This window comes from Polynucleobacter sp. (genome assembly GCF_018500155.2).
Taxonomy (GTDB): domain Bacteria; phylum Pseudomonadota; class Gammaproteobacteria; order Burkholderiales; family Burkholderiaceae; genus Polynucleobacter.
The window spans coordinates 1-22,275 of record NZ_JAHBAK020000041.1 but is presented as its reverse complement, the minus strand read 5'-3'; the positions used below and the strand labels follow the sequence as shown (position 1 = coordinate 22,275).

The 22,275-nt window shown below is 45.6% G+C and carries 22 protein-coding genes; 10 read left to right on the top strand and 12 right to left on the bottom strand.

The window, feature by feature from the left end; genetic code table 11:
• The 3 genes from KIH43_RS05555 to KIH43_RS05545 all read right to left on the bottom strand — a co-directional run bounded on the left by KIH43_RS05555 (position 1) and on the right by KIH43_RS05545 (position 2,126).
• Entirely contained in the window at positions 1 to 321 is a 321-nt protein-coding gene (locus tag KIH43_RS05555) for a chaperone modulator CbpM (protein WP_297718575.1), read from the bottom strand.
• Between the two features lie 4 nt (positions 322 to 325).
• Positions 326 to 1,306, bottom strand: coding sequence for a DnaJ C-terminal domain-containing protein (locus KIH43_RS05550; protein WP_296969120.1), 981 nt, complete (start codon positions 1,304 to 1,306; stop codon positions 326 to 328).
• 118 nt (positions 1,307 to 1,424) lie between these two features.
• Positions 1,425 to 2,126, bottom strand: coding sequence for a pirin family protein (locus tag KIH43_RS05545; protein ID WP_297718573.1), 702 nt, complete (start codon positions 2,124 to 2,126; stop codon positions 1,425 to 1,427).
• A gap of 78 nt (positions 2,127 to 2,204) precedes the next feature.
• On the opposite strand from KIH43_RS05545, the gene KIH43_RS05540 reads away from it, so the two are divergent.
• Entirely contained in the window at positions 2,205 to 3,617 is a 1,413-nt protein-coding gene (locus tag KIH43_RS05540; protein WP_297718570.1) for a TAXI family TRAP transporter solute-binding subunit, read from the top strand.
• On the opposite strand, the gene KIH43_RS05535 is transcribed toward KIH43_RS05540, so the two are convergent.
• From KIH43_RS05535 to KIH43_RS05525, 3 genes are all read right to left on the bottom strand, one after another.
• Positions 3,618 to 4,076, bottom strand: coding sequence for a phosphate-starvation-inducible PsiE family protein (locus tag KIH43_RS05535; RefSeq protein WP_296969129.1), 459 nt, complete (start codon positions 4,074 to 4,076; stop codon positions 3,618 to 3,620).
• 105 nt (positions 4,077 to 4,181) lie between these two features.
• Positions 4,182 to 5,456 carry an NAD(P)/FAD-dependent oxidoreductase gene (locus KIH43_RS05530; protein WP_296969133.1) on the bottom strand — a complete coding sequence of 425 codons (1,275 nt, stop codon included), beginning with the start codon at positions 5,454 to 5,456 and terminating at the stop codon, positions 4,182 to 4,184.
• Positions 5,457 to 5,469: 13 nt separating this feature from the next.
• Complete coding sequence (locus tag KIH43_RS05525; RefSeq protein ID WP_296969134.1) at positions 5,470 to 5,796, bottom strand: c-type cytochrome; 327 nt, start codon at positions 5,794 to 5,796, stop codon at positions 5,470 to 5,472.
• A 188-nt stretch (positions 5,797 to 5,984) separates the two neighbouring features.
• On the opposite strand from KIH43_RS05525, the gene KIH43_RS05520 reads away from it, so the two are divergent.
• The 5 genes from KIH43_RS05520 to KIH43_RS05500 are packed head-to-tail and all read left to right on the top strand — an operon-like array spanning position 5,985 to position 11,196.
• Positions 5,985 to 7,706 carry a glycosyltransferase family 39 protein gene (locus KIH43_RS05520; protein ID WP_297718566.1) on the top strand — a complete coding sequence of 574 codons (1,722 nt, stop codon included), beginning with the start codon at positions 5,985 to 5,987 and terminating at the stop codon, positions 7,704 to 7,706.
• Positions 7,703 to 8,983, top strand: coding sequence for a sialidase family protein (locus KIH43_RS05515; protein ID WP_297718563.1), 1,281 nt, complete (start codon positions 7,703 to 7,705; stop codon positions 8,981 to 8,983). Before KIH43_RS05520 ends, KIH43_RS05515 begins: the two co-directional genes overlap by 4 nt.
• A complete protein-coding gene (locus KIH43_RS05510; RefSeq protein WP_297718560.1) occupies positions 8,983 to 9,615 on the top strand; it encodes a hypothetical protein in 633 nt (210 codons plus the stop codon). The genes KIH43_RS05515 and KIH43_RS05510 overlap by 1 nt, the downstream gene beginning before the upstream one ends.
• Positions 9,616 to 9,672: 57 nt before the next feature.
• Entirely contained in the window at positions 9,673 to 10,821 is a 1,149-nt protein-coding gene (locus tag KIH43_RS05505) for a DUF3300 domain-containing protein (protein ID WP_297718557.1), read from the top strand.
• 21 nt (positions 10,822 to 10,842) lie between these two features.
• The gene (locus KIH43_RS05500; RefSeq protein ID WP_297718554.1) at positions 10,843 to 11,196 is read left to right on the top strand and encodes a Rap1a/Tai family immunity protein; all 354 of its coding nucleotides are present in this window, start codon (positions 10,843 to 10,845) and stop codon (positions 11,194 to 11,196) included.
• A 57-nt stretch (positions 11,197 to 11,253) separates the two neighbouring features.
• Here the strand turns inward: KIH43_RS05500 and KIH43_RS05495 are convergent, their stop codons facing one another.
• From KIH43_RS05495 to fabI, 6 genes are all read right to left on the bottom strand, one after another.
• The gene (locus KIH43_RS05495) at positions 11,254 to 12,237 is read right to left on the bottom strand and encodes a tripartite tricarboxylate transporter substrate-binding protein (RefSeq protein WP_297718551.1); all 984 of its coding nucleotides are present in this window, start codon (positions 12,235 to 12,237) and stop codon (positions 11,254 to 11,256) included.
• 76 nt (positions 12,238 to 12,313) lie between these two features.
• The gene (locus KIH43_RS05490) at positions 12,314 to 13,159 is read right to left on the bottom strand and encodes a CoA ester lyase (RefSeq protein ID WP_297718548.1); all 846 of its coding nucleotides are present in this window, start codon (positions 13,157 to 13,159) and stop codon (positions 12,314 to 12,316) included.
• A gap of 11 nt (positions 13,160 to 13,170) precedes the next feature.
• Positions 13,171 to 14,547 carry an MmgE/PrpD family protein gene (locus tag KIH43_RS05485; protein ID WP_297718545.1) on the bottom strand — a complete coding sequence of 459 codons (1,377 nt, stop codon included), beginning with the start codon at positions 14,545 to 14,547 and terminating at the stop codon, positions 13,171 to 13,173.
• An 11-nt stretch (positions 14,548 to 14,558) separates the two neighbouring features.
• Positions 14,559 to 15,443, bottom strand: coding sequence for a MaoC family dehydratase N-terminal domain-containing protein (locus KIH43_RS05480; protein WP_297718542.1), 885 nt, complete (start codon positions 15,441 to 15,443; stop codon positions 14,559 to 14,561).
• A gap of 21 nt (positions 15,444 to 15,464) precedes the next feature.
• Positions 15,465 to 16,796 carry a chromate efflux transporter gene (chrA, locus tag KIH43_RS05475; RefSeq protein WP_297718540.1) on the bottom strand — a complete coding sequence of 444 codons (1,332 nt, stop codon included), beginning with the start codon at positions 16,794 to 16,796 and terminating at the stop codon, positions 15,465 to 15,467.
• Positions 16,793 to 17,578 carry an enoyl-ACP reductase FabI gene (fabI, locus tag KIH43_RS05470; RefSeq protein WP_296970312.1) on the bottom strand — a complete coding sequence of 262 codons (786 nt, stop codon included), beginning with the start codon at positions 17,576 to 17,578 and terminating at the stop codon, positions 16,793 to 16,795. The genes chrA and fabI overlap by 4 nt, the downstream gene beginning before the upstream one ends.
• 50 nt (positions 17,579 to 17,628) lie before the next feature.
• Here fabI and KIH43_RS05465 point away from each other — a divergent pair, with 50 nt between their 5' ends.
• The 4 genes from KIH43_RS05465 to KIH43_RS05450 form a co-directional block, all read left to right on the top strand.
• The gene (locus KIH43_RS05465) at positions 17,629 to 19,497 is read left to right on the top strand and encodes an extracellular solute-binding protein (RefSeq protein ID WP_297718537.1); all 1,869 of its coding nucleotides are present in this window, start codon (positions 17,629 to 17,631) and stop codon (positions 19,495 to 19,497) included.
• An 11-nt stretch (positions 19,498 to 19,508) separates the two neighbouring features.
• Positions 19,509 to 20,573, top strand: coding sequence for a microcin C ABC transporter permease YejB (yejB, locus tag KIH43_RS05460; protein WP_297718589.1), 1,065 nt, complete (start codon positions 19,509 to 19,511; stop codon positions 20,571 to 20,573).
• Positions 20,570 to 21,595, top strand: a complete 1,026-nt coding sequence (locus tag KIH43_RS05455) for an ABC transporter permease (RefSeq protein WP_296970306.1) — start codon at positions 20,570 to 20,572, stop codon at positions 21,593 to 21,595. The genes yejB and KIH43_RS05455 overlap by 4 nt, the downstream gene beginning before the upstream one ends.
• Positions 21,592 to 22,275, top strand: a 684-nt coding sequence (locus KIH43_RS05450; protein WP_297718534.1) for an ABC transporter ATP-binding protein, incomplete at its 3' end; no start/stop codon positions are given. The genes KIH43_RS05455 and KIH43_RS05450, both read left to right, overlap by 4 nt.

The following is a 22,275-nucleotide window of genomic DNA, read 5'->3' as shown; positions in this document are numbered from 1 at the left end:
TTAGTCACCACGCTTGAGGCGAGCGCGTAACGTAGCAATTTCATCTAATAGATCTAAAGCAAGTGCAACGCCTGGGACATTGAGATCTAGATCATGGGTTAAGTGTGCCGCTGTTTTGGCTCTTCTTAATGATTCGCCGCCAAAGCGCCAGTCTTCTGGAGAGGAACCAGTTGGACTCAAAACGCCTTCGGTAACCCAAGACATGATGAGTTCTTGTGGGGTTCGTGCAGCATGAGAGAGCTCCACAATGCTCATGTGAACCTCGTTCTCTACCACGCTACCTTCAATCCAGGTGATATTGGTTGTATTGATTTGTGTCATCGCATCATCCCTTCAAATGGTTTCTAGGGTTGAAATCAAACGCTTTTTCAAAGTTTTGATAGGCTTCTTTATGGGCATCCGTATCTGCCGGCGGAAGAGCAATCGTTGGTACAACATATAAATCGCCAGGCTCGCTACTAGGAATACCTTTACCTTTTAAACGCATTTTTCTACCCGCTACTGTGCCGGCTGGAATTTTGAGCTCCAGGGTGGAACCAGACGGTGTCGGAACGTTGACTGTGGTTCCCAGAGCAGCCTCCCAAGGTGCTAATGGAATGTCAATAAACACATCTTTACCATCTACCCGATAAGTCGCATTAGGGTGGAAATCGATTTCTAAATAGAGGTCTCCAGCTGGCCCTTCTCCAATCCCTGGGCCGCCTTGTCCTGAGAGTCGAAGATTTTGTCCTGCTTTAATTCCCTTTGGAATACTGACATCGAGTTTGCGCTCTTGAGTTGTGACATGCCCATCCGCATCTAAGGTGGGCATGTGTAGCGCAATAGTACGCTTAGCACCGTTATAGGCATCAGCAAGATCAATCAGGATTTTGGCGTGGTGGTCTTGACCTTTGAAGTTCATCCCCTGACGAGTATGACTTCCACGACCGCCTTGACGATGTTTACCGCGACCAAAAAGAGATTCAAAGAACTCGCTTTGATCACCTTCAAAACCACCGCCGTAACCAGGGTGTCCACCACCAAAGCCAGCGTCAGAATATTCAAATCCTTCATTCCAGTTTGGAGGAGGAGAGAAGTCCTGACCATTTTTCCAGTTGGCACCAAAGCGATCATATGCTGCTCGCTTTTCAGTATCCTTTAATACCGCATAAGCTTCACCAATTTCCTTAAACTTTTCTTCAGCCCCAGATTCTTTGTTGACGTCGGGGTGATATTTGCGTGCAAGCTTGCGATAGGCTGATTTGATATCCGCCTCAGTGGCTGTTCGAGGTACGCCAAGGGTTTCGTAATAATCCCTAAATTTCATAAGCTAGTAGTAATCCTTAAGCAATTGATAACCAAAACTGTACTAGATCAATTCTACAGGCGTCTATCGCTAGATTGGTATTTTGCAGACACCCCCAGACTGCTCTACATCTATTGAATTAGGGAGCCAAATCAAATACCAATACTTCAGCATTTTTACCCTGTGAAAGGGTGAGCTCCTTTTCATCATGAATCAATAGAGCATCGCCATCATGCAGGGTTTGACCGTTCACTACGAGCGTTCCACGAATTAGATGCACGTAGGCCTTGCGACTTGCATCTAATGGCAGTTTGGCGGATTGATTTTCTTCGAATAGACCTGCATACATCTTGGCATCAGCAGTAATGGATACAGAATTGTCTTGGCCATCTGGGGATGCGACCAAACACAATTTGCCTTGCTTATTGACTGCGGGAATCGATTTTTGTTCGTAGCTTGGCTCTATTTCTAGGGTATTGGGTTCAATCCAGATTTGTAAAAAGTGCGTGGTTTGATCTTTTGCATGGTTAAATTCGCTGTGCGTAACACCTGTGCCAGCGCTCATACGTTGCACATCCCCAGGTGGAATGCCTTTAATATTGCCCATACTATCTTGATGGGCTAATTCACCTGATAAAACATAGCTAATAATTTCCATGTTACGGTGACCATGTTTACCAAAACCCATGCCTGCAGCAACGCGGTCCTCATTAATGACGCGCAGATTGCCCCATCCCATAAAGCGGGGGTCGTGGTAGCCGGCAAAAGAAAAGGAATGGAAGCTTTTGAGCCAGCCGTGGTCAGCATAGCCTCTGTCTTGTGATTTTCTGAGTAAAAGCATAATTAAGAGAAGTTAATCTAAAAAATGTCTATAAGAACATTATCATTAGCTTTTCAAATATTTGCCAAATAGTCGAGCATGGGTAGCTTTAAACAGGATATTCGAGAATCATTTATTGGTCTTGCTGAGACAGCTCAGGAGAAATGGTCCGATTTCACTCAATTTTTGCAAGAGGCCTGGCCGCTACTCGTTTTCTTGCTCATCGTTTTGATGGGAATTTGGTGGTATGCAGATCCACCTCCTCCAAGACATGTGATCATGGCTACCGGCTCACCAGGAGGGTCGTATGAAGCCTTGGGTAAAAAGTATTCAGAATTTTTTGCGAGTAAGGGTGTTGTATTGGAACTTATACCCACGAATGGAGCACAGGAAAATATTGCGCGCTTAAGTGATCGTAATGATCCTGTAAAGGCTGCCTTTGTGCAGGCAGGGGTGGTACGGCCAAAAAATGTCACCGGCATTCAATCGTTGGGCGCAATTGGTTATGACCCCATTTGGTTTTTTTATTCTGGGCCTGAGGTTAAGCAAAGCGATTTTGAGGTTTTGCAAAAACACGCGAAATATTTTACGAATCGCAAAATTTCAATTGGCGTAGAGGGTAGTGGTACTCATGCGCAGGCGATGAGGATTTTAAAAGCCACTGGTTTAGATCAGGCTAATATGCAAATGTTGAATTTGCCTGGAGGGGAGGCAGTTAAAGCACTTAAAAATGGTGACATTGATGGCGCTTTTATCGTAGATGCATTTGAGGCGCCTAATGTTCAAGAGTTGCTTTCCAACCCTAAATTGCATTTAGTGTCTTTTAGGCGTGCTGAAGCGCTAACTAAATTGATTCCCTATTTGCAGATATTGGAAGTCCCAGAGGGGGCCTTTAGTTTGGAACGTAATTTTCCAAACGAAGATATCAAATTAGTTGCAACCACTACAAATTTGTTAATTGATGATCGCATGCATCCAGCGATTCAGTTTCTATTTCTAGAGGCTGCGCGACAAATTAATGGAGTGGGATCATTTTTTTCCAAAAGGGGTGAGTTTCCTTCTTTCAAAGACTCACTACTGCCAGAAAGCCCTGTAGCTGTGCATTATGAAAAAAACCGTTACCCACTTCTCAGCGCTTATTTTCCATTTTGGCTGGCAGAGTTGATCAATCGACTGGTATTTATATTGTTACCGTTTTTTGTAATCGCATACCCTGCGCTACAAGCATTACCAAGCTTTAGAACGCGTAGGATGCATAACAAGATCAACCGCTTGTATGGTGAGTTAAAGACTTTTGAACAAGACTTGTTAACGAACTTTGAGCTATCAAAGCGGGATGATTATCTTAAAAAGTTAGATCTTTTGGAATATCAAGCGCTCAAAATTAAAGTGTCAAAAAAATTGGCAGGCGATTATTACGCTCTTCGATCTAGCATTGACTATGTCCGCAATTGCCTCAATCGACAGACCCACCCGTATCAATTTGAGTTAGAGGTAGATCCGGATTTATAGCTATTCTTTGTCACCCGCTCTGCTGGGGAACTTAAAAGAAGCATAGCGAACCACGGCATTAGCCAAAGCCAGGACAAGAATGGTGATGCCCATAAATAAGATGGCCATATCTGCTTCATGCTTGGTATTGACTAAGTCAATAATTAAGCGCGTAACTGCGGTGATCGCTACATAGATCAAAAAACGCACTGGCATGTGATTGGTCTTGAAATAAATACCTACCATTGCTCCAATTTCAAGATAGATAAATAACAGTAGCAAGTCTTCTATCGAAGCTGACCCTTTATGCACCATCCCTAAAAAAGCAACGCCCGCAGACCAAACAGTCGCAGCACCAATGCCAAACAAAGCTATGCGGTGAAAAAGAGAAACTAGCAGATTGCCGATGGGAACTGTCCATTTCTCAATAGCATCTTCTAACTTAGTCGCATCTTTCGGCGAGGTAGGTGGCATATTCATAAGATCTCCAGCATTTGTCTATTGAAAACAGTATATGTATCTAGCGTGCTAAAGCAATAAAAAAAGGGGCTTTTCAGCCCCTTTTTTCAAAAGTATTGATGTACATCAACCTAAACTATCAGCCCAGATATTGTGGGCCCAACCCCAAGCGTAAACCCCTTCTAGAGTGGATGGGGCTGGAGAGAGTCCTCCAGAGCCTGGCACTGTTTTAAAAGTCTTCTCAGCCGCATTGTATTGATGAACGCTGGCAACGTGAATCACTTCGCGATCATTTACAAAGCTGTAGCATGTATTAGTGAGAACAGGAGCGGGATTGACTTCCCAGCCACTCAATTCAGCAACAATAGCTGCAGCCGCAACCTTGGCGTGTTGATTGGCCATGTGACCTGATTTAGGCATCAATGGGGCAATTTGAATGGAATCGCCCAAAACATGAATGTCTTTTTGGGCAGTTGATTCAAAATTAATGTAGTTCACATTCACCCAACGACCGTTTGAGTTTGCCAAACCTGTTTTGACAGCAATTTCTCCCGCGCTCATAGCAGGTAACACGTTTAACACGTCGGCTTTGATGTCATCTTGCACATCAAACTTCAATGTTTTCGTTTTGGCATCCACCGCGGTGACGTTATATTTTGGTAGGTACTCAATCATGCCGGCATATTGCTCAGCCCATACCTTTTTAAATAGTGCGCCTTTGGAGGTAACATCTTGATTGGCATCCAAAATCAGTACTTTTGATTTGGGCTTATTGTGCTTAAGGTAGTTCGCTACTTGGCATGCACGTTCATATGGTCCAGGAGGGCAGCGATAAGGGGCTTCTGGAATGCTGATGGCAAAAGTGCCGCCATCACGCATAGCGGCAAGTTGCTTATGCAGTGCGACGGTTTCAGGGCCAGCTTTCCATGCTTGCAAGGTAACGCCAGCTTTATTTGCTTGTGCTAGACCTTCAATGCTATTCATCATCAAGGTCACGCCTGGAGAAACTACCGCCTTGTCATAACGCAAAGTTTTGCCTGAAGCTAACTTCACTGTTTTTTTGTCAGGATCAATACTTGCCACGCTATCTTGAATGATATGAATGCCGTGACGTTTCGTTAAATTGTCATAGGGTGTAGTGATCTCCGCCATATTTCGTGAGCCGCCAACTACGAGATTGGAGAGGGGGCAAGAAATAAATGTAGGATTTGGCTCAATGAGTGTGACTTTGGCCGTATTGTTGGAAAAGAGACGTAAATATTTGGCGGCAGTAGCGCCGCCATAACCTCCGCCAATCACTAAAATTTCTGCTTTTTGTAAATTGGCGCGTGCTTGTCCAGAGAAACCTGCAAGTACGCCCAGCGCAGCTGCGCTTTGTCCAATAAAATGTCGACGATCCATGTTGGTCTCCTAATTATTTCTTGCCAAGTTGATTGGCGATGATTTCAAGTTGCTCATCAGAATAGCCTTTGGCTAATTGCGGCATGATGGTGCCTTCGCGAGCTCCAGATTTAAATGCCTTGAGTTGAGCAAGCATTTGTTCGCTTGTCAGTGTATTGATGAGGGGCATACCGCCATCCACCACGCCTTTTCCATCAGTTCCATGGCAATTTGCGCAGGTTGCTGCTAGGCCGCGATGATATAACTTAGTCGCGTCTGCTGATTGAGCCAGACTGAATGTTGTAAGTGAAGCAAGAAAAGCGCCTAACGCTATAGTTGCTTTCATAGGTTGTGTTCTCATAGAAAAATCTCCGATCTTATGGATGAGGTTTAAAGCGAGTTGTCGCTTTAAGTTGACTCTTGGCCTATCTTAACGAAGAAAACTCTAAATTGGGCGCTGTGTTTATAGGGATTTGTCATAAGCTCATATAGCGATTCCTCAGTAAGGGCTTTTACGGAGGGGTGGGGCTAAACCTATAAACTATAGGCATGCGTGGCACTTTCTCCCTTAGGTATGGGCTTTTCACCCTAGTACTGGCGGTATTTACCTATCTCTATGCTTTAGATAGTCGGTTTGCGCCCAAAAATGGCGATGAGTATCCCTATATGCACATTGTGCGTATGACGGCTGATGCAGGCAACTGGTTGCCATTGCAGTCGGAGATGGAAGGACTCAAAAATACCAAGCCTCCCCTTATTTTTTGGCAGGCTATTGCCTCTACTGGTTGGGCAAGTGATTGGCACCTTTTTCAATTACGTTGGCCTAGTGTTTTGTATACAGGCCTGACTGCCTTTTTCTTGTTTTTGGCGGTGCGACGTTTTAGTGGAAAAACGCAAGCTGGCATTTTGGCAGCCTTGGTATGGCTCTCTTTTTTTGCTACCTACCGTTATGGACGCCCGTTTTTAACAGACCCTCCCGAAGTTTTTTGGGTCAATCTGCCATTCCTGATGATGTTGTATTGGGGGCGAAGCGCTTATGAATCTAAATTTCTTTACCCAGCTATAGCAGGAATTTGTATTGGATTGGCTTTGCTTGCTAAATCCTTTGCTTATATTGTCCCGGCATCCCTGGCGCTCGGGGTTTTTTACTGGCACTGGCGCAATTGGAATATCCCACAATTCTTGATCAAGGATTTTTATAAGTTGGTGCTTGTGGGCGCCTTGGCATTGAGTATTTTTGGTCTATGGTTTGCGTTTGATCCCTATCCAGAAGCAGTATGGCGGGAATTTGTTTTGGGTGAGAATGCTGGCAAGTTTGCGGCCCGTAATACGCATTATCTTGCCGATCTTCTGTGGGGCGATGACAGTATTTGGATGTTGTTACTGACCACAGTGGCAAATGCAGGCTTATTTACTTTTGTATTGCTATCTACTTTGTTGCAATGCTGGAAGGAGCGCCGCTTCCTATCAAGTCAAGAGATATTGCTTTTTTGCATGGTTGCCACATTCTTGATGATCTTTAGTTTGCCTAGTCAGCGCTCTGGACGTTATCTTTTGCCAGTGATGCCAGCATTTGCAGCATTGATTGCATTACATTGGCAGCGTCTGCCTTTGTGGGGATTTTGGATAGCCTTGCTATTGCAAGGGGTTGTCCTTGGTGCTTTGGCATGGCTAGGTTTCAATCTGCAAACTTCTCAAATGATCAGCGACGCGGGTGTTTGGTCTTACCAACCATGGCATTGGATGCTCATGGCACTCTCTATGCTTATCGTGCTGACAGGCCTTATCAATAAAAGGCAAACTAAAGCTAATGCGTTAATGGGGTGTTTTTTGACTTACTGCGCACTGAGTAGTAGCCTCAGTCCATTAGAGGGTAAGTTGGGTCAATTCTCTACGCAGACCGTTGCACAAGTGGAAGGTAAGGATGTTTGGATTCCTTGTGACTATCGTGCAAAAGATGAAGAATATCGTCTGTTGCTGCCAGGAGCGCAGTTGCATGGTTATTTAGCTAAGGATGCGGCAAATGTGGCAGATCTCACTCAATCCTACCCGCTAGTGGCAGTACATACACCATTGGGAGCAAAGCCTAGTATTTGTGAGTCTTGCCAATTGATAGGGCAAAGAATGGAAATGAGAGCGCGCCATACTGATCAGGAGATCCAAGAAATGTTATTAGGCAAAGTGGCTGAACACCTTTTTGTGACAGAGTCCTTGATAGCAACACCGCACTCCATTTCTTTATCTTCTGATATGAAGGATGCCTGTAGATGAGTCGTGTCATTGCTCTATGTTTTTTGCTACTAGCAGCTGTTGTTGGATTTATCCGTATATATGGTCATCCTGTATGGGCACCGTTTTTAATAGAGCAAGTTGAATCGATTGCACCTGAAGCTACTGCTGTAGAGGCTCAGCCATCAAGTGGTCACCATCACACTAGCAAGGGAAAGCCTGCGGCTCATCCGCCAGTCCCTAGCATAGTTGCTCAATGGCTTCCAGATACTGGCGCTTCCTCTGTTCATGCAGCTTCATTAATCACGTTAAAAGATGGCGCTGTGCGGGCATTTTGGTTTGCTGGTAGCAGAGAAGGGGCGTCTGATGTTGTGATTAATACAGCTGTCTTTGATCCCAAGTCTCATCTGTGGGCTGCGCCCACAGAGGTCATGAATCGCATTGATGCAGAACAAGGCTTGTCTCGTTATATTGCCAAATTAGGTAATCCTGTGCCAGCGCGTCTGGCAGATGGCCGCCTGCAATTATTTTTTGTTACAGTTTCGATCGGTGGTTGGGCTGGAAGTTCGATCTCTACTGTCATATCTGATGATGAGGGATTAACCTGGAGTCGACCACAGCGCCTGATCACCTCACCGTTTTTTAATTTGAGTACTCTGGTAAAAACACCAGCGCTTCCTTTTGCTGATGGTCGTTTAGGTTTACCTGCTTATCATGAATGGGTCGGACGCTTCGGCGAATTTTTGCGCATAGACGGTACGCGAGTCATCGATAAACGCCGGATGAGTTCGGGTCGTAGCGCAATTCAGCCGGCGGTATTTGTTGATACGCCGCAAGATGCAATTGCCTATTTCCGTCAGATGCGTAGTTCCGATTTGCCTAAACAGATACCTGTTAGCGTCACGCAAAATGCCGGTCAGACTTGGCAGGTTGCTGCCGATTTGCCCATTCCTAATCCAAACTCTGCAATAGCTGGCTTGCGGTTACAAGATGGCGTGCAGATTTTGGTGCTCAATAACATTGAAGTAGGGCGGCATCGATTAGTAATGATGATGCGCAAACCTTCTGGACAGTGGCACATTGTTCAGACACTAGAAAATGAAGAGGCGTTACCAGATCAAGAGCGTAAAGAGTTTTCTTATCCATATTTAGTCACTACTAATGGCCAAGATGCGCATCTTGTTTATACCTGGGATCGAAAAAAATTACGCCACATATATTTTTCAAAAGCATGGCTTACCCAAGCCGTGAATCTTTTGCCGGACGATGTTAGTCGTATTCATCATCAAGATAGCGCCGAATCTAAGGAGGCAAAATAATGGATTCATTGATCAATGCCTATCAGCAATCCATTGCTTTGGTGGAAATGTCCTTAGTTTGTGCTGCAGTATTGGTTTGGCTTTTACAAAAAGGCTTTCAACAAGCATTGCCAATGAGTGCAAAGGCGATCCTGTTGCTCATCATTGCAAACCTTTTTTTCTGGCCGCTTGGTCTTAACCTTGAATTGCCCTTGAGTGCTTACGTGCGCGGCGTTATTGGTGATCTGAGTACAGTCACCGTCTTATTGTTGTTGAGTGCTTTATTTGTGCGCAATCAAAGCGCTCCATGGATTGTGAAGGTGGCTATCGGTCTGGTAGGTCTGTGCTTCTATCCTTTTGCGTTAGGTCTTGGCATGTTCGATCCTTATGGTTGGGGCTATAGTTCTGTGGCTTTATTGATTGCGGTATTAGTCTTTGCGATGTTATGCGCCATTGCCAACTGGACTAAAGGGGCGTGGATAATGGGTTTGGCAATCATTGCTTGGGGCGTGCAATGGCATGAATCCACCAATTTATGGGATTATTTGATTGATCCAATATTGGTGGTGTGGGCAATTTTCGGGGTGGTTGCAACCATCATGAAAAAGCGCAAAGAAAAAGCGCGCTCTGGATATTTGTTTAGACCGGGTTGATGGTCGAGTGTGAGTTTCAGTGTTGGTAAATCTTGATGTTTTTAATTTGGAGAGAGTATGAGTTTAGATCGTCGATCTGCGTCTAGACATTTCCCGATGAGAGCTGTGACGATGTTACTCAGCGCCTCATTAGCAATGGGTCTTTGTGCTTGCGCCAATAATAACGACCCCTATAGCTATCCACAGGGGTATGGCTATAGCGCCTCCCCCCAAACCTTGTCACAAGCCCAATTGGAGTCACTGGTTTCGCCAATCGCTTTATATCCTGACTCATTATTGTCTTTAATGCTATTGGCCTCTACCTATCCATTAGAGGTAGCAGAGGCTTATAACTGGAGAATGAACAACTCTAAATTGAGTGGCGCGGATCTACAAAATGCGCTCAAAGCACAGTCATGGAATGACAGTGTGAAGTCTTTAATGAATTTTCCACAGGCATTTAACATGATGGGCAATCAATTGCAGTGGACCCAAAATCTAGGTAATGCTTATAAACTGCAACCTGCCCAAACGATGCAGGCTGTGCAGGCACTGCGAAAGCGTGCAGTGCAAGCAGGATCTTTGAAAAGCAATCCACAAATGAGTGTCACGACCGACTCCAGCAATAATGTTTTAGTAAGCCCGACCAATGCACAAGTCGTTTATGTGCCTACTTATAACCCTACAGTGGTGTATGGTGCATGGCCTTATCCTGACTATCCGCCATATCCCGCTTATAACCCGGCATGGGGTGCCATGGCATTTGGTTTGGGGTTTGCAGTGGGGGATGCCTTTTGGGCAACGCCAGCGTGGTCTGCTGGCACCATTAATGTAAACAATACTGGGTCAGGCATTGGTAATCGCGGCGTGATTGGCCCTAGCAATATTCAGAATCAACAGCGCTTACTCAATGATTGGAGAAGCAATGCAACTCCACAAGAAAAGCAAGCCGCAAGAGCTGATGCACAGCGTGCAAATAGTACTTTTGATCGATATGCAACCCCTCAAGAGCAAGCGCAGGCTAATCGCTTAAATCAAGAAGCGCGTAATGCTTATCAGCAGGACCGAGCCAATCCAAATCTCTATCGAGAATCAGCTCAAGAAAACGCCATGCGTCAGCAGATGCGGTTTGATGAAAATACCGATCGCTTTGGTGGCGACCGTTTTGGTGGCGGAGGCTTCCGAGGTGGATTTGGAGGCGGTCGTATGGGTGGCTTTAGGCGTTAACTTATTTCGAAAGAATACATTGTGAAGATATCAAACATCATTCTATTTTCAGCGATCTTTTGCGTTACTCAGGTTGCCTATTCTGCGAACAATCCGGATGCGTCGACTGCTGCCTTGGTGGAGATCTGTCAAAACCCAAACGATCAAGATGCGCAAAACTTTTGCTTTGGGTTTGGGGAAGGGGTATACCAGTCTTACCTAGCCAATCGTTCTCCTAATCAAAGATCTAGGATTTGTTTTGATCGGTCTGAAAATTCTCGCGAAATGATTTTGCAGAAATTTTTGCAGTGGCATCAAGCCAATCCACAATTTGATAGCGAGCGCGCCGCTAAAACACTCATTCGATTTTTCTCACAAGCCTATCCCTGTAAGTAGGCAATAAAAAACCAGCCGAAGCTGGTTTTTTATGGATTGTAAAACTTGCCCGAGAAATTAATCTGGGATATTGGCTTTACGAATGACTGGACCCCAGACGTTGATTTCTGCATCAAGATGATCCTTCAAGCCTTTAGGTGTCATTTTGGCAGCAGACACAATATCAATGTTGGAGTCATCTAAACGCTTTTTCACTTCAGGGGAATTCAATGCCTTCTTGAGGGCTGCGTTCAACTTATCCAAGATAGGCTGTGGCACACCTTTTGGTGTGTAAATGCCGTGCCAAACTTTCACTTCAAAACCTTTGAGGCCTTGCTCGTTGAGGGTTGGAACATTAGGAATCGCTGGTAAACGCTTCATCGTCGTTGTGCCGTAGGTTTTTACACGACCATCTTTAATGTAGGGAATGGTTTGTGTAGTTTGGTCGCACAATAGATCCACTTGACCGCCCAAAAGATCAGTGAGAGCTGGACCAGTACCTTTGTAAGGGATGTTGGTTAACTTAACGCCCAAACGGCTTTGGAACAATAGACCGCATAACTGAGAAACTGCGCCTGGACCAGCGTTGGCCATGGTTACTTTAGAGCCATTAGCTTTTATGTAGGCTTCGAGTTCTTTAAAGTTATTTGGTGGCAAATCCTTTTTACCCAAGAGCACCATTGGTACATCTGCGACCTGTCCAATGTATTCAAAATCTTTCATTGGGTCATAAGGAAGCTTGTCGTACAAAGCTTGTGCAGTAGCCATGCCCATATGGTGAATGTAAATGGTGTAACCATCTGGTGCAGCGCGCGCCACTTTGGTAGAGGCAATGGTGCCACCAGCGCCCGGTACGTTCTCAACAACGACAGTTTGACCAAGAGCTTGGCCCATAGGCACAGCAATCAAGCGTGCAATTGAGTCAGTAGGGCCGCCAGCCGCAAATGGGACAATCATCTGGATTGACTTGGTAGGCCAATCTTTCTGTGCGTTTGCAGAACCGCAAATAAGGGTGCTAGCGGATACGGCAAGAGCTAGTTTGGTTAAAAAAGATTTTTTCATTTTCAATATAGTCTCCATTCGGTGAATTCCGAGATTTAATTTTGCCAGTAATTTTAAATTTTGTATAAATACAAAATTAGTGTTTACCAGCAATTGCCAGGGTTCTTTTGGCCAAAATGACGACTGGCCTATCAATCATTTTGCCGTCAAGCTTGACCGCTCCGCCTTTAGACGCTTGATCAGCCTCAATTACCCTTTTAGCCCAGTGGATTTCTTCTTCGGTGGGCATAAAAGCGGCTTGAACAATGGGTACTTGCTTGGGATGAATGCAGAGTTTGCCGCCAAACCCCATTCGTTTCGCTCGCTCGGCATCATCGGTGGTGCGTTCTAAATCATCGGTAGAGGGTGTAACCCCATCAATTGGAGGGGCAATATGTGCCAGTCTAGAGGCCAATACGATTTGGTAACGCGCTGTTTGAAGTTCCGTTTCTTGTGGATCGCAAACCATTCCCAGATCAGCTTGGAGGTCAAGATTTCCTAGCGCTAAACGAAGCACCTGATTGGCATTTGCAATCTCGCGCAAGCGATCCAGTCCAACTGCCGTTTCAATCATGGGGATGATGGCAGTATTTTCTAAAACCAGAGCAGCGCCATTGATCTGATCAACCGATTCGCTCTTAGGGATAAGAAGGCAGCCGACTTGAAGCTCTTGAGCCAAAATTAAATCCGCTGAGTAAAACTGACTCCCAGGAGAATTTGTTCTGATGACCAAACGTTTTTTCTGATCGGCGGAAAAGGCGGGCCATGCAGTGCGTATTGCATTGCGGGCAGATTCTTTATCTTCTTGCGCGACCGCATCTTCTAAATCCAGTATGACGCCATTAGCGCCACTATCTAGTGCTTTTGCAAAACGCTCTGGGCGTGTGCCAGGCACAAATAAAAAGTTGGAACAAAAACCTAGCGGGGTATCAAGAGGATTCATAGAATTGAAGTTTAATTTACCGTGAGCAAAAAGCCCAGTTGCGTTTGCTTGCGGATATTCCACAACATATCAATTGCTTTGCTCATTTCAGTTGGGCTTGCGCCACCACTAAAAGCGGCTAGACGCATGGCTTTATCGGTGATTTCTGTGCGTGAAAGGGTATTGCCTGGATCGCCTTTGGGTTCATCAACACGACCTTCTAATACGCGACCATCGTGAAGATGCACTTTCACTTTGCCTATCCAGCGTTGAGGATAGGCGCCATCCACTTCTGGATCAAGTGTCATCGTGACACGATCTCTAAATAAACAAATCGCCTCATCATGAAAATGCTGATCAAATTCTTGTAACCCAGCAAATTCATAGTGCGCCACCAGCGCCAAGACAGTGCCCATAGAAAATTTTGATTGATGCACTGTTGCAGGATCGATGACTGGGCCCAAGACATCAATGGCACCTTGATGTACTAGTGTTTCTACTTTGGCAATATCGGTGGGTTGGAGCTTGTGTGCGCGGATAACCTGCAGTAACGCATCTGCCGCTGGGTGTGTATGGCGGCAAGAGGCGTGGTATTTAAAGCTAGTTTCGGCTAAGGCCCAACGTTTTCCCAGGCCATCAATCAATTTGCTCGGATCAGCATCACTAGACATCCCTGCGGCCAAACCTTGCTTGCCTTCAAGAATATGCTGCGCGCCAGTAAAGCCAGCTTGTGCTAAATAAGCAGACATTAAGCCTGTGGCAGCTGCATGGGCGGTATGAAGTTGTTTTGAGTCCGCTGCATCACGCAGAAATTCCCAGAGACCGGCCGATTGTGTGCCTGCTGAGCCAAAGGCATGGAGCATTTGCTCAGGACTAAGTTGAAGTAAACGACCTGCAGTAGCGGCTGCTGCGAGTGTGCCAGCAGTTCCGGTGGTATGAAAAACTTTATAGTGAGAGCGACCCAAAAATTCACCGACACGAATACCTACCTCATAACCAGCCACTGCTGCTACGATTAAATCATCTCCGCAGGCCCCCAAGGCTTGTGCGCAAGCAAGGGCAGGTGGAAACACCACGGTTGCTGGATGAAAAACAGAGCCATTGTGAACATCATCTTGTTCTGCAACATGAGAGGCTGCTGCATTAGCCATAGCCGCTAGAAATGGGCTTGATGTTGTTCGTGAGATCAGGATTTCAGAGGGGCCAACATGAGAAGCATCAAACCCACCCATGTTCTGGGCAAACTGAGTAATGGTTTCAACAGGGCGAGAGTTTTTACCGGCTACAGCAGATCCAAACCAATCTACCAGTAAGTCTTCTGCGCGAAGAATGACGTCATTGGGAATGTCGCCAATTTGGAGATTGGCAGCAAAGCGAGCAAGTTCTTTTGAATAGTCTTGGGTATTCATCACGAATTTGCTTATGCGAGGACGGCGGTTGCTTGCATGGTGAGCCAGCCTTCATGGTCTTGCGCCCATATTGCAATAGTTTTGCCAGAAGGATCTTTATCTAGATCCGGCTTGGCGCTCACTTTAAATAAATTGATATCAAAAGTGGGGCGAATGGCTCGGAATTCAAAACTCTTTAGCCTGCAATCAGGAATGCTTTGTCTCACAAGATCAACCAAAAGCGTGGCGATTAATGGGCCATGGACGATAAGACCTGGATAGCCTTCTACCTCAGTGACATATTTGCGATCGTAGTGAATACGATGGCCGTTAAATGTTAACGCGGAGTAGCGAAATAAAAGCACATCATCAGGCGTAATCGTTTTGGTCCACTTTGCATCTTGTGGTGCTGGAGTAGGTGCAACGGGCTTGTCATCTGGTCCTGGCGCATCGCGATACACAATATCGTGCTCTTCAATGATGGCTAGGCCACGCTGATTAGAGATTTGATGCTTTACTAAAACAAATATTAAGTCTCCAGTGCGACCAGCTTTATGAGTTACTGATTCAATCGTGGAGAGGCGTTTAATTTCATCGCCAACCGCAAGTGGTTCCAACCATTGAACCCGGCTACCAGCCCACATACGACGAGGCAATGGAACGGGCGGCAAGAAGCCTCCGCGTTTAGGGTGACCATCGGGCCCAATTTCAGACTGTCTTGCATGTGGAAGAAAATAGAGCCAATGCCATAGCTCAGGAAGAAAAGTGCCTTTGCCTGGGTCTGGATCTAGGCGATCTAATGTGGCCGATAGGGCGCGTACTGGGGCCGCAGTAACTGTGTCGGTGAGTGACTCAGTTTTGCCAAGCCATTCTTGGAGATGGGTAATAGTTTGAGGTTCGATTCGCATAACTTCCATTATGCCAATCTTGTCAAAAGCTTAGCCGATCAAATGCGCGGCAAAATAAAGCGCTAGTCCTGCCAAGGCGCAGCTTCCTAAGACGGTAATCACCCCTTTTTGAAATTTTATTAAGGCAACGCTAGCCAAGCCACAAATGGCGATGGAGATCCAGGAAATAGATCCTCCAATTCCGAGAGGGAAAAACACGTGGTAGGCGAAAAATAATCCAAGATTGGCAATGACGCCAACCACTGCTGCGCTAATAGCTGTGAGCGGCGCAGTAAAGCCAAGTTTGCCATGCGTAGACTCGACTAATGGGCCTCCTACAAGAATAAAAAAGAAGGAGGGTAAAAATGTAAACCAGGTTGCTACTACCGCACCTAGGGCGCCAAACCAAAATGGATTGCTATTGCCAATCAGATGTTGAATATGTCCTGCTAGGTAACCTACAAAAGCCACCACCATGATGAGAGGACCTGGGGTAGTTTCACCAAGTGCAAGACCATCAATCATTTGATTGGCGCTAAGCCAGTGAAATTGATCAACTGCTCCCTGATAAACATAGGGCAGCACGGCATAAGCTCCGCCAAAAGTCAGAAATGCTGCTTTGGTAAAGAACCAGGCGATGTTGGGGTAAAGAGTTTTCCAGCCAAATAAGCCAATTAGTGCAGCTATGGGTATTAACCAACAAGCAAAAGCGATAGCACCATGCAAAAGTGATCTTTTATAAAGGAATCGAGCATGCGCGGGTGCGGGAGTGTGATCATCGATGATGGCAGGCAGGTGATTTTTTACTTGCTCACTGTCATGGCTAGTGTGTTGAAAATAATCGGGATAACGTTTTCCACCCCAATAACCAATCACCGCAGCAATCAAGACAATGATAGGAAACGATAAGTTCAGAATAAAGATGGCCAAGAAGGAGCACAAAGCAATCAACTTCAGCGCTAAGTTATGGATGGTTCTTTTGCCAATACGTATTGCTGCATGTAAAACGATCGCGGTTACTGCTGGTTTAATGCCAAAGAAGATGGCCGCAATCCAAGGTACATGTCCGTAGGTGAGATAAACCCAAGAGAGTCCAATGAGGATAAAAAGTGAGGGCAACACAAAGAGTGCACCAGCAAGAATGCCACCCCAAGTACGATGCATCAGCCAGCCAATATACGTCACCAGTTGTTGAGCTTCTGGCCCGGGTAAGAGCATGCAGTAATTGAGGGCATGTAAAAAGCGCCGCTCAGAAATCCAGCGACGCTTCTCAACTAACTCTTGATGTAGAACGGCGATTTGTCCCGCAGGTCCGCCAAAACTAATAAAGCCGAGCTTAGCCCAAAATTTTAGAGCTTCACCTAGCGGAACTGAACCACTCAAGCGTCTTCCATTCCACCAATCACTTGGCTAAAGCCGTTATCTACATAGATGATTTCTGCGGTAATGCCATTAGCTAAATCTGACAATAAGAAAGCGGCAGTATTGCCAACATCATCAATGGTGACATTACGACGAAGTGGCGCAGTTTGTTCAACCGCTTCTAAGATTTTGCCAAAGCCTTTGATGCCTGATGCTGCCAGAGTCTTGATCGGGCCTGCGGAAATACCATTTGCGCGAATCCCTTTTGGCCCAACAGAGCCAGCAAGATAACGCACAGAAGCCTCAAGTGATGCTTTAGCTAAACCCATAGTGTTGTAGTTTGGAACATTCTTCATAGACCCAAGGTAAGTTAAGGTCAATAAAGAGGATTTATCGCGCAACATTGGTAACGCTTCTTTTGCCATTGCAGGAAAACTATAGGCAGAAATATCATGCGCAATCTTGAAGCCCTCTCGTGAGAGGCCTTCTAAAAAATCGCCGGCAATTGCTTCACGAGGAGCAAAGCCAATGGCATGTACAAAACCATCAAACTGCGGCCATGATTTAGCTAGATCCTTAAAGAGGGCAGAAATCTGCTCGTCACTACCCACATCACAGTCAAAGATCAGTTCAGAATTAAATTCCTTTGCAAAATCCACGATACGGTCCTTAAAGCGCTCCCCAACATAGGTAAATGCGAGTTCTGCACCCTCGCGATGGCAAGCCTTAGCAATGCCATAGGCGATAGAGCGATTGGAGAGGAGGCCGGTAATAAGGATTTTTTTGCCGGAGAGAAAGCCCATGATGTGTCCTTTGCTTCAAATATGATTTGCTATCTACAATTGTTGCATATATGCCAGTACAAACCCCTTTTCTTCAAATTACCCCCGTATTGCTAGCGCTTGCTCTCGTGGCTACGGGAGTGGGTTCTGCGGATGCAGCTCAAGGAATCGCTCAATACGGTAAACCTAAGTACGCAGACGGCTTTCCCCATTTTGACTATGTCAATCCCAATGCCCCAAAGGGGGGTACTTTGGTCTTGCCTAACCCTGGACAAAGAACGAGCTTTGATAAGTTCAATCCATTTACTTTGCGTGGAATTACTGCCCCCGGTATTGAACTCATGTTTGAGTCATTGGCAGAGGGGAGTGCAGATGAGACCTCGAGTGTTTATGGATTGCTTGCTGACAATATTGAAGTAGCAAAAGATCGTAAATCCGTCACCTTTCATATTCGACCAGAGGCTAAATTTTCTGATGGCAGTCCTGTATTGGCTGCGGATGTGAAAAATAGTTTTGATGTATTGATGAGCGGTAAAGCACATCCTCGCTATAAAACGACTTTCGCAGAAATTACCTCTGCAGTGATAGTTTCAGATCGGGTCGTGCGTTTTGAATTCAAAAGCGATAATTCTGAATTGCCAATATTGGCGGGAACATTGCCGATTTTTTCGCGCAATTGGGGAAAGAAGCCCGATGGCACTGTGATTCCTTTCGATAAGCTAGCCTTTGAGGCGCCAATTGGTAGCGGCCCCTACCTGATTGAATCCTTTAAGGCAGGAAAGTCCATTGTCTATAAAAAGAATCCGCAATACTGGGCCGACCAACTCAGCAAACCATTAAATATCCGTGTGGGTTTTTACAATTTTGATCGCGTACTTTATAAGTTGTACAGTGATGATGCTGTTCGTCTCGAGGCATTTAAAGCTGGCGAATTTGATGCCTTGGTGGAATACCGTGCCAAGATTTGGGCCAAAGGTTATGTCGGACCAAAATTTGATAATGGCACGTTATTAAAGAAGGCTTTTCTTAATCACAATGGTGCTGGCATGCAAGGCTTTGCGATGAATATTCGCAAACCGATTTTTCAAGATCCGCGTGTAAGACAAGCCTTAGGTTTGGCTTTAGATTTTGAATGGCTTAATCGTCAAATCTTCTTTGATCAGTATGGTCGTATTAATAGTTATTTCACCAACAGTGATCTGAGTGCTAATTTCGATGGGCCGAGTAAGCCAACAGAAGCAGAGCTCAAATTACTCAAGCCTTTAAAAGCAAAATATCCGCAGTGGGTGCCAGATGCAGTATTTGGTCCAATGCCGCCAGCGCCATCCACAAAGCCGCCTGGCAGTCTGCGACAGAATTTGCGTCAAGCGCGAGAGTTGCTGATGCATGCCGGTTGGCAATATCGTGACGGCGCTTTGCGCAATCAAAAAGGCGAGCCGTTTAGGATCGAGATGGTAGAAAACGGTGGATTTTTTCTCAGGGTGCTATCTGCTTACGGTCGAAATCTAGAGAAATTGGGCATTGAGTTAGATATTCGTACAAGCGATTTTGCTTTGTATCAAAAGCGCATGAATGATTATGACTTTGATATGACCACAGTGAGATTCCAGGATTCACAAAATCCAGGGAGCGAGTTATGGGATCGCTTTGGTAGCCACGCTGCAAAAGAAAAAGGTTCTGATAATGTAATTGGCATTCAATCTCCAGTGGTCGATGCCTTAGTAGAAGAAATTACCCGTGCGCAAAACCGGGATCAGCTGCGAACTGCAGCTAGAGCGCTTGATCGAGTGTTATGGAATAGCTACTACGTCGTACCACAGTGGTACAACCCAACGCATCGCGTTGCCTTCCGAAAAGAGATGCGCTACCCAGAGCCTCCTCTGTATTACCAAGCAGAATCTTGGATTATGCAAAACTGGTGGAAAGAAGGATCTAAATAATGTCTGCACAAATGCGCGCTTATATATTCAAGCGTCTTTTGCTCATGATTCCAACATTGTTGGGTGTTTTAACGTTGACCTTTGCGGTAGTGCAGTTTGTACCAGGCGGTCCAGTTGAGCAAATGGTGTTAGAGCTTAAGGGCAAAGGGGATGCCGCCGTGGGCGGCACTGAATCATCGGGGGCTGGCGCAACCTATCGTGGACGTCAAGGAATTGATGCGCAACGTTTAGAGGAAGTAAAGGCCTTGTATGGCTTTGATAAGCCACCCTTAGAGCGTTATTTTATGATGCTCGGGCGCTTTGCGAGATTTGATTTAGGAGAAAGTTATTACCAGCATGAAAGTGTTTGGCGTCTGGTGATTTCTAAATTACCTGTCTCAATTAGCATTGGTTTGTGGACCTTCTTTATTACTTATCTAGTATCAATACCACTCGGAATTGCAAAAGCAGTACGTGATGGGTCACGGTTTGATGCGGTTACTAGCACCATGATCTTGGTTGGTTATGCCATTCCAGGATTTGTACTGGGAGTACTTTTGTTGGTGATTTTTGGCGGAGGAAGTTTTTTACAAATCTTTCCGTTGCGGGGATTAACTTCAGATGACTGGAGTGAACTGAGCCTGATGGGTAAGGTGATGGACTATTTATGGCACTTAGTGCTGCCGATCACGGCTTCAGTATTGGGTAGCTTTGCAGTGGTGACCATGCTGACTAAGAATTCTTTTTTAGAAGAAATTCGTAAGCAGTATGTCCTAACGGCTAGGGCCAAAGGATTAACAGAAAAGCAGGTTCTCTGGAAGCATGTTTTTCGTAATGCCATGTTGCCGCTGGTAACTGGCTTTCCTGCGGCTTTCATTGGAGCATTTTTTACGGGATCACTCTTAATCGAGACTTTGTTCTCGCTGGATGGCCTTGGTTTGCTCTCCTATGAATCCGTCATGCGTCGCGATTACCCAGTTGTTTTTGGGACTTTGTATCTTTTTACGCTCATTGGCTTGTTTACTAAATTGATATCGGATCTTTGTTATGTTTATGTCGATCCACGTATTCAGTTTGGATCAGGAGGCGGTGCATGAGTCGTTGGCAACGTTTTCGGAATAATCGCAGAGGGTATGCAAGCCTATGGATTTTTTTAGGGCTGTTTGGTCTATCGCTTTGCGCAGAGATTATTGCCAATGACAAACCGTTAGTTGTTCGGTATGACGGACAATTTTATTTTCCTATCGTGAAAAATCAACCGGAAACGGTTTTTGGAGGTGACTTCACAACGCCAACTGATTTTTTGGATCCCGATATTCGTCGCAATATTACTACCCAGGGCAATTGGGCAATTTATCCGCCCATTACCTATAGCTACGAAACCTTAAATTATTTTTCTCAAGTTCCAAATCCGGCGCCACCTTCCTGGCAGAACTGGCTGGGCACCGATGATCGAGGGCGCGATGTCTTATCCCGACTCATTTATGGTTTTCGTTTATCGATTCTCTTTGGCTTGGCGCTGACGATTGTTGGGGTAACAGTGGGTGTGATTACTGGGGCTCTCATGGGATTCTTTGGCGGGAAGTTTGATTTAATCTCGCAGCGTCTGATTGAGATATGGTCAGCTATGCCCGAGTTGTATTTGTTAATCATCTTCGCATCGATCTTCAAGCCCAGCGTGTTATTGCTCATTATTTTGTTAGCAGCATTTGGTTGGATGGGTCTCTCTGATTATGTGCGTGCCGAATTCTTTCGTAATCGCGCCCTAGAGTATGTGCGTGCTGCAAAGGCATTGGGGCTTACTAATCTACAAATTATGTGGCGACACATTCTGCCCAATAGTTTGACGCCAGTGATTACGTTTCTGCCATTTCGTATGAGCGCCGCTATTTTGTCTTTAACCAGCCTCGATTTTTTAGGTTTAGGTGTTCCTCCTGGCACACCTAGCCTTGGTGAGTTGCTATCCCAAGGCAAAGGGAACTTGGATGCATGGTGGATATCGCTATCTACTTTTGTTGTTTTAGTAACCACTTTGCTGTTGCTGACCTTTATGGGCGAGGCGCTGCGGGATGCCTATGATTCTCGTAAAGCGGGTTTGATGAGTAGGGGGCGCGCATGAGCCTTCTGCGATATGAAGATTTGTCCATTTCATTTGGAGTGGGGCGCCGCGAAAAATTTGCTGTCAACCAATTAAATTTAGAAATTGGCAGAGGCGAACGTGTTGCCCTTGTAGGCGAATCAGGCTCTGGAAAAACCTTGACTGCGCTTGCACCGCTTCGCTTAGAGCCAGAAGGGGCAAAAGTTTCCGGAAAAATTCTGTGGAACCCAGATGGCCATCAAGATCCAGTCGATTTATTGTCTTTGTCGATTGAAGACATTCGTCGCATCCGGGGTCGAGAAATTGCCATGGTGTTTCAAGAGCCCATGACTGCTCTTAATCCGCTCTTTACCATTGGCAATCAAATTATCGAAGCGGTGCAGATCGATCAGCCGCTACTTTCTAAAGCTGAGTGCATCAATGCGGCAGTCAATTTATTAAGAAAAACAGGTATCCCGGAGCCAGAGAGACGTTTCTATTCTTATCCACATCAATTGTCTGGTGGACAGCGCCAAAGAGCCATGATCGCGATGGCATTGGCATGTAAGCCGCGCTTATTAATTGCAGATGAGCCTACTACCGCCTTAGATGTCAGTCTTCGTTTGCAAATCTTGGATTTACTAAAGGAGTTACAAGAAGAATCATCAGAGCAAGGCATGGGCATATTGCTCATTACTCATGATCTCAATCTAGTAAAACAT